The 6007-nt window shown below is 35.5% G+C and carries 6 protein-coding genes; all 6 read right to left on the reverse strand.

What is annotated here, in order from left to right:
* Nucleotides 1-1018: spore coat protein U domain-containing protein (locus RMB13_RS00405; protein WP_281831194.1), on the reverse strand; the 1018-nt coding region annotated here is incomplete at its 3' end.
* Complete coding sequence (locus RMB13_RS00410) at nucleotides 1015-3516, reverse strand: fimbria/pilus outer membrane usher protein (RefSeq protein WP_311073104.1); 2502 nt, start codon at nucleotides 3514-3516, stop codon at nucleotides 1015-1017. The genes RMB13_RS00410 and RMB13_RS00405, both read right to left, overlap by 4 nt.
* Complete coding sequence (locus RMB13_RS00415) at nucleotides 3513-4346, reverse strand: fimbria/pilus periplasmic chaperone (RefSeq protein ID WP_311084094.1); 834 nt, start codon at nucleotides 4344-4346, stop codon at nucleotides 3513-3515. The genes RMB13_RS00410 and RMB13_RS00415 overlap by 4 nt, the downstream gene beginning before the upstream one ends.
* Entirely contained in the window at nucleotides 4340-4858 is a 519-nt protein-coding gene (locus tag RMB13_RS00420) for a spore coat U domain-containing protein (RefSeq protein WP_311084095.1), read from the reverse strand. Before RMB13_RS00420 ends, RMB13_RS00415 begins: the two co-directional genes overlap by 7 nt.
* 4 nt (nucleotides 4859-4862) lie before the next feature.
* Entirely contained in the window at nucleotides 4863-5411 is a 549-nt protein-coding gene (locus RMB13_RS00425; protein ID WP_311084096.1) for a spore coat protein U domain-containing protein, read from the reverse strand.
* 72 nt (nucleotides 5412-5483) lie between these two features.
* Nucleotides 5484-6007 (reverse strand): spore coat protein U domain-containing protein (locus tag RMB13_RS00430; RefSeq protein ID WP_311084097.1); only part of this gene is annotated, 524 nt, incomplete at its 5' end.

A 6007-nucleotide genomic window follows, 5' to 3' on the forward strand; every position in this document is an offset into this window, starting at 1 on the left:
AAAATTCGACTTGTACCGTTACGGTGTCTTGATAAACTCCCGCAGGGGTAGTATCTGCATTTTCATCAGTAATTTTGGTAGTAAAAACATAGTTCTGCTGCGTGACCGCATCATGCACACCCGGATTAATAGTCGCATTTAAACTCGACCAACGTTCACTACCACTTCCCCACCGATCATTAGATGAGTTTTTAAAAATATCATATTTTAAAAATACATTGCCCGATTGAGACTTCATCGCTCGTTGGTCACCATTTTGTGGCGATAAACCATTATTTAGACTGACGTAATATGGGGTCTTTAAAGAACATCGAATTCCCATAGAAGACTGTACAGGTTCAAGCTTCGATGCAAACGCAGCCGTACCGAAGTTAACATCTTGAGTTAAAATTCGGCAGTCTGGAAGAACCGTAACAGATAATGAGCCAAGTGAATCTACGCCACTTCCCCAGTTAAAACCAAGACCTAATACCCCCCGTGAAAATCCAGGGCTTTCAAAGAAAAGTCCAATCCCAGCAACAGCAATTGCTGGGACAGAATAAAACCATTTTACTTTTAAAGAAGTATCAGCTCGATACACACCTGGCGATACACTTTGTCCAGCTGGTAACCGTATATAAAAAGGTAAATTTCCATCTGGACCACTAAAGAGGTTAACCAGTGTAAAACTACTCATATCTTTTTCTTGGCCTAGACTAATGACTGAATTGCCGCTGTCTAAAATAATGGCATTCAGTTGTTCTCCAGTTTGAGCATTAGTGAATGTATTTGGCATTTGATCTACGCGATATTTTAGGTAAGTCATGTTTGCTAAAGCTAAACTAAAGCCAGTACACGACAAACCTGAATTAAATTGCGAAGAATTTTCACCATTTTCCATCAAATAAATTGAAGGAACCGAAATTGATGATGTACCTGAAGCGCTTACACTACATGAAGCATGTGCTAAATTTCCGGCTGCCATTAATCCAGAAAATATAAATAAATGACTAATTAATTTTTTGACTTTAATTTTCATGGTAAAGATACCTCATGGCAAATAACAGGTTTAACTACCACAATTTGTTGTTTCGCCTGCTCTACATCAACAGTGAAATCTGCTTTGCAGATTGACTGATCTGAATGCTGAACGGTAATGGTGTTATTGGCTTTTAAATTCTCTAGATAAACAATGCCATCCATTCCCACATAAGAAGATTCTTGGTCATCTCTATGAACCACAGAACCTACAGAGATTGGTTTGCCATTTTCTTGAGTGAGATAAACATTTGCAGCAATTGATTCTTGAACTGGGAACTTAATAACAACGCCTGAACCACGTTTAGCAGCAATACGTTGTTCAACTTGAGTAATTGTAAAGTTCGAAGGTAAATCAATCGGATCAACACTATATTTACCCGAATAGTAAGGTGTGACTGAAGGCACAAAAATATGGCCCTTTTTATTACTACGACCAATTAAACTGTTTTCATATTTGACTAAAACATCTGCTACTTTGTTGGTATCAACTAACGCAAAAGACTCACCTAAACGATTCGATGCGAACAGATCTCCTGACATATATACCAAAGAGCCAGATAAACCAAACCAATAGTTATAATCATGATTTCCAGATAATCCGAAATCAGTATTAATATAATTATTTCGGTAATTTACTCGTGCCTGATTTAAATCTTCACTATTTTCATTAAAGCGTCGAGTTAAATCGACTCCAAAGCCACCTTCGGATGGTACAGAGTGATTAAAGTTAATATAACCATAATCGCCATGATCATTAAATGAATAGCCTGTGTTTACACTAGACTTACGCTGGAATAAAGGTACAGAAAGCTGAAATGCAGCACTCCATTCTTTCTCAACAAAATCTCGGTTTGCACTTAATGAAACAGTTACCCCATTCATATAGGTCGGTAAAATCGGTGCCCATGACAAATTTAATAATTCATTTTTAAAGTCATTTGCTTCAGTATTAATATAACCGACTCCAAATGTACCTGATTTTCTTGTTGCAAAATAAGTATTTGCCGTTAGGCTTTTATTACTATTTACTGAAATTAAATTACTATATTGCATTCTTGAAAGATCAGTATATTCGTCATCACGCTGATTATGATTAATACTGAAACCAAATCGATTACGGTTATAACTATAGCCAATCGTATATTGCTTTCCGTCAAGATCTTTAACTTGATCTTGAGCCATAGATTTATCGGCTCTACTTTGCGTAAAAGAAGCACTTAATACACCTAAGTTTGCTAGCTTTAAAACAGACCCTGCACCCAATAATTGTAAGTCCGATGAAAGCTCCGTCCGCCCCTCTACTGTAAACCAATCATTTACCCCATAACGGGCATCGGCAGCACTTGCAAACTTTCCATACGAAAAGTTCTTAAGACCATAATCTTCACGAATGTTTCCTAAAGACAATGAATAGTCAAATAAGCCAGGTTTTAACAACGTATTAGAAATATAAAATGGCACAGCTGTAGTCACTTGACGTCCTACTGCATCAGTTGTAACCACAACTGCTTCGCCCTTACCATTAATAAAGGGAACATTGTTTAAAATAAATGGACCAGATTGTACATCTGTTGAACTTGCCTTCTGCCCATTAATAATTAAATCTACAGTGCTCGGCAAGGCGGCTTGGCCTATAAATTGAGGCAATGGATAGGTAATTAAATCGGGGCGAGTTGAGTAGTTTCGTTGAACCTGAAATCCGCCCAATCTAACAGAACTGCCCCAAGTCGTTTTATTACCGGTAATAATGTCTCCAAATAAGAACGATGTTGCGCTCTTTTGGCTATCAAATTGCCAAGATGTGTCATAACGTCGATAACCGTCGTTATTAAATGACTCTATGCCCTCTTCATTTTTAAATTGATTCTTTACATAGACACCAGAGTTCTTAATCACACCTAATGGAGAAAAAAAACGTTGCTCAGTAAACAAACTACTCGTTGACCCACCTTGAGAGGGTCTATATGTATAAAAGTCATAGTTATTCAGCAAGCCAATTCCTGACTGGGCTGTTTCTGGTTTATACCATGAGTCTTTACCCAATATTTGTGTTGGCATCCAAGCGGGTGGAATGTTTAACTGAAAATATTGATTTGATGAATTATATTCATAACTCACATCTTTCAAACGATCTAAAGAAATCCAGTCCGCTGCATCTCCACTAAACCCTAAAGTTAAAATATCTTTATCTGTTAATACTGTTTCACTACTTGAAGACAGCATTTCTTCTGGAATACTAATTTCCAGCTCATCAACCAACTTCTTTTTTTGTATAAAATATTCGTCATTCTTAACAATGACTGGGACCACTTGCTGAATAGCGTATTTATTCACAACCAAGTCTAAATACAATTTAAACAATTGGTTAATATCATTTATGTTCTTTGGTGGTGGTGGTAAATCTTCAGCAAACACTATCTTGGGAACACTTAAACAACCACCAGCCAATAAAACCAACAAAATACTTTTGCACAAGGTATTATGCTGAAGGATCATGATGGATCCTCCATTTTTGTGATTTCAATTAACTCTTGTTTTACACCTGAGCTATCAACACCATATAAAGTAGAACTTTTTAATAATTCATTAGCAGTTGACTTATCAATTGCAAATTTTACAGTGCTATTTGATAAAACATAGCCAAAAGCTGCCTTACCTAAAGCAATGTTATTTGCAGTCTTTGACGTTTTAACTGCCGAAAGTCGGGCAAATTTCTGACCACTATTTTTAAGATATAATTCTGATTGACCGTGTTCACCATTATGAACCGACCACTGTAAGACTGGTTTTGCTAAGGCATTTTTTGCATTAATTTTTTGACTTTCTTCCGTCAAACCACTACCCAGGCCTTTCCCATAGGCAAATAATGGAATTGAATAACGCATTTGAAAATTTACTTTAGACGCATCTTGCTCACTTCCATCAGAAAGGCGGATAGGTAACTCATCAACAATCAAACGATATGATTGCTCTTTACCATCTGGCAAATTAGCACTTTTGGTTAGACGCAACATGTGCTTCTCACCTGCTTTTATTTTTGCCACAGGTGGACTTGGTATAATTTCTAATTGCTCACCATAGTTATCCTTTAAGCCATCTTGATTCCATTTAAAAACACGAATCTGAACCATAGCATCTGACTTTCCAGTATTTTGGAGCCAGACCGCAGTCGCTTTTTCATTTGCTTCAATTTTGGGATAAATTGGCCAAATTAAAAAAGTTGCTTGAGCCATGACTGGCGTAACAAGTGATAATGTACTTGCAAATAAAAAAGATTTTAAAATGCCATTTTTAATAAATGCTGAATTTTTCATACAAATCACCAAGTAATCATTATTGAAACAGTATCTTTATAAATTCCGGCTGATCGTGATTCATTATTATTTTCTAAATCAACCACACCATATATCTCAAAATTTGCCAGATTGTTAGTTGCTGTTGTAACAGGTAACGAAAATTTATTACCGGCTATATATTCGGTAGTTAAACTACTAGAGTTATATAATTTATAATCAACATAATCAGAATATGAACTATTTTTCATACGTCTACTATTATTTTCTAGATTTTCACCACCATCTAATGAGATACTAATAGGTAAATCTTCAGTACAGCGAATACTCCAAGTAGAAGCTGCATTAATAATACTTGCAACAATCTTATCTTTAGACAAATTTGAATGTTGACCAAAATCTATTTTCTGTTCAACATTATCAATTGAACAGCCATTTTCAATTGTTGCTTGAACTTTAAAACTAGATGAAGTTTCTGGACTTGCTGCATATTGAAGTTGACTATAAAAAACTAAAATAAATCCAGTTAACCAATAATATTTCATATTCTTAAAACTCAATAGTAATTGGCACTATATCTTTATATTCCCCTTTGGAAATACGATTACCATCATTTATAGCTTGCCCAAAAATATCTATATTTTTTTTAACACTCATATCATCAAGAACAAAAGTGTCATTTGCTTTAATAACTTGCTTATTTAATCCATACAATAAATTATAGGCCACAAAATCTGTACCATTAGTTAATGCATGATAATAGTTCTGTGAAAATGATGATGGAACATTATTGTCATTATTTCCTGCACCAAAAATAATTTTCACTGTAGAAATGCCAGAACATTGAATTTGAAAACCTGAATTTCCATTATTAATTAAGCTTACATCTAATATGCCACTAAAAGCAGAAGTTACCTCACCAAAATCAACACTACCAAAATTTAAATTTGCAGTATTCCCCTCTACAATCTGATCATTTATAGAACAAGAAGGTAATAATTCAATTTGTGTAGATAGTTTTGCTTCAATTTCACCAGCATTAACTGAACAAATAAAAAAACTGAAAGATATAAATGCAAAAAAACGATTAATAACCATCCCCCCTCCTTTAAAAACAGGCTTACCCAATAACGAGTAAACCTGCTACTCAATTAATCATTTCTTTATAATTTAGAAATTTACTGTCACTAATAGAGTATCGGTATAATCACCTTGTGTTTTGGCTGTACCTGTATTTGGAGCAATTGCACCGAAAACTGGTACAGCTGTAGCTTCCCCACCTACAGCACTAAACTGTTGAGGCTGATTAATAGCGTAAAGGTTTGTACGTGCTGCATCGCGGTAAACGTTATAGGCAACTAAATCAGCAGATGCAGTATTTTTCAAACTACGATCTGTACGTTCACCACCATCAATTGCGACTGTAAAATCAACAGGATCAGTACCATCACAAGTTACTGTAATATCACCGCCACCAGCCGCTGAAGCAACTTCCGCTGTCAAAACGTTGTTCCAAGTACCAGAAGTTTTACCGAAGTCTAAAGTACCAAACTTGTTCATATTTCCATCAACTGTACTCCCACCTACTGTACAACCTGTTGAAACATTCAACTTAACATCAACTTGTCCTGTAACAGCTGCTTGAGTATTTACCGCATAACCAGCAACCATTAATGCAGCAAGAAGTGATTTCT

It is taken from the genome of Acinetobacter sp. V102_4 (assembly GCF_031799005.1).
Taxonomy (GTDB): domain Bacteria; phylum Pseudomonadota; class Gammaproteobacteria; order Pseudomonadales; family Moraxellaceae; genus Acinetobacter; species Acinetobacter calcoaceticus.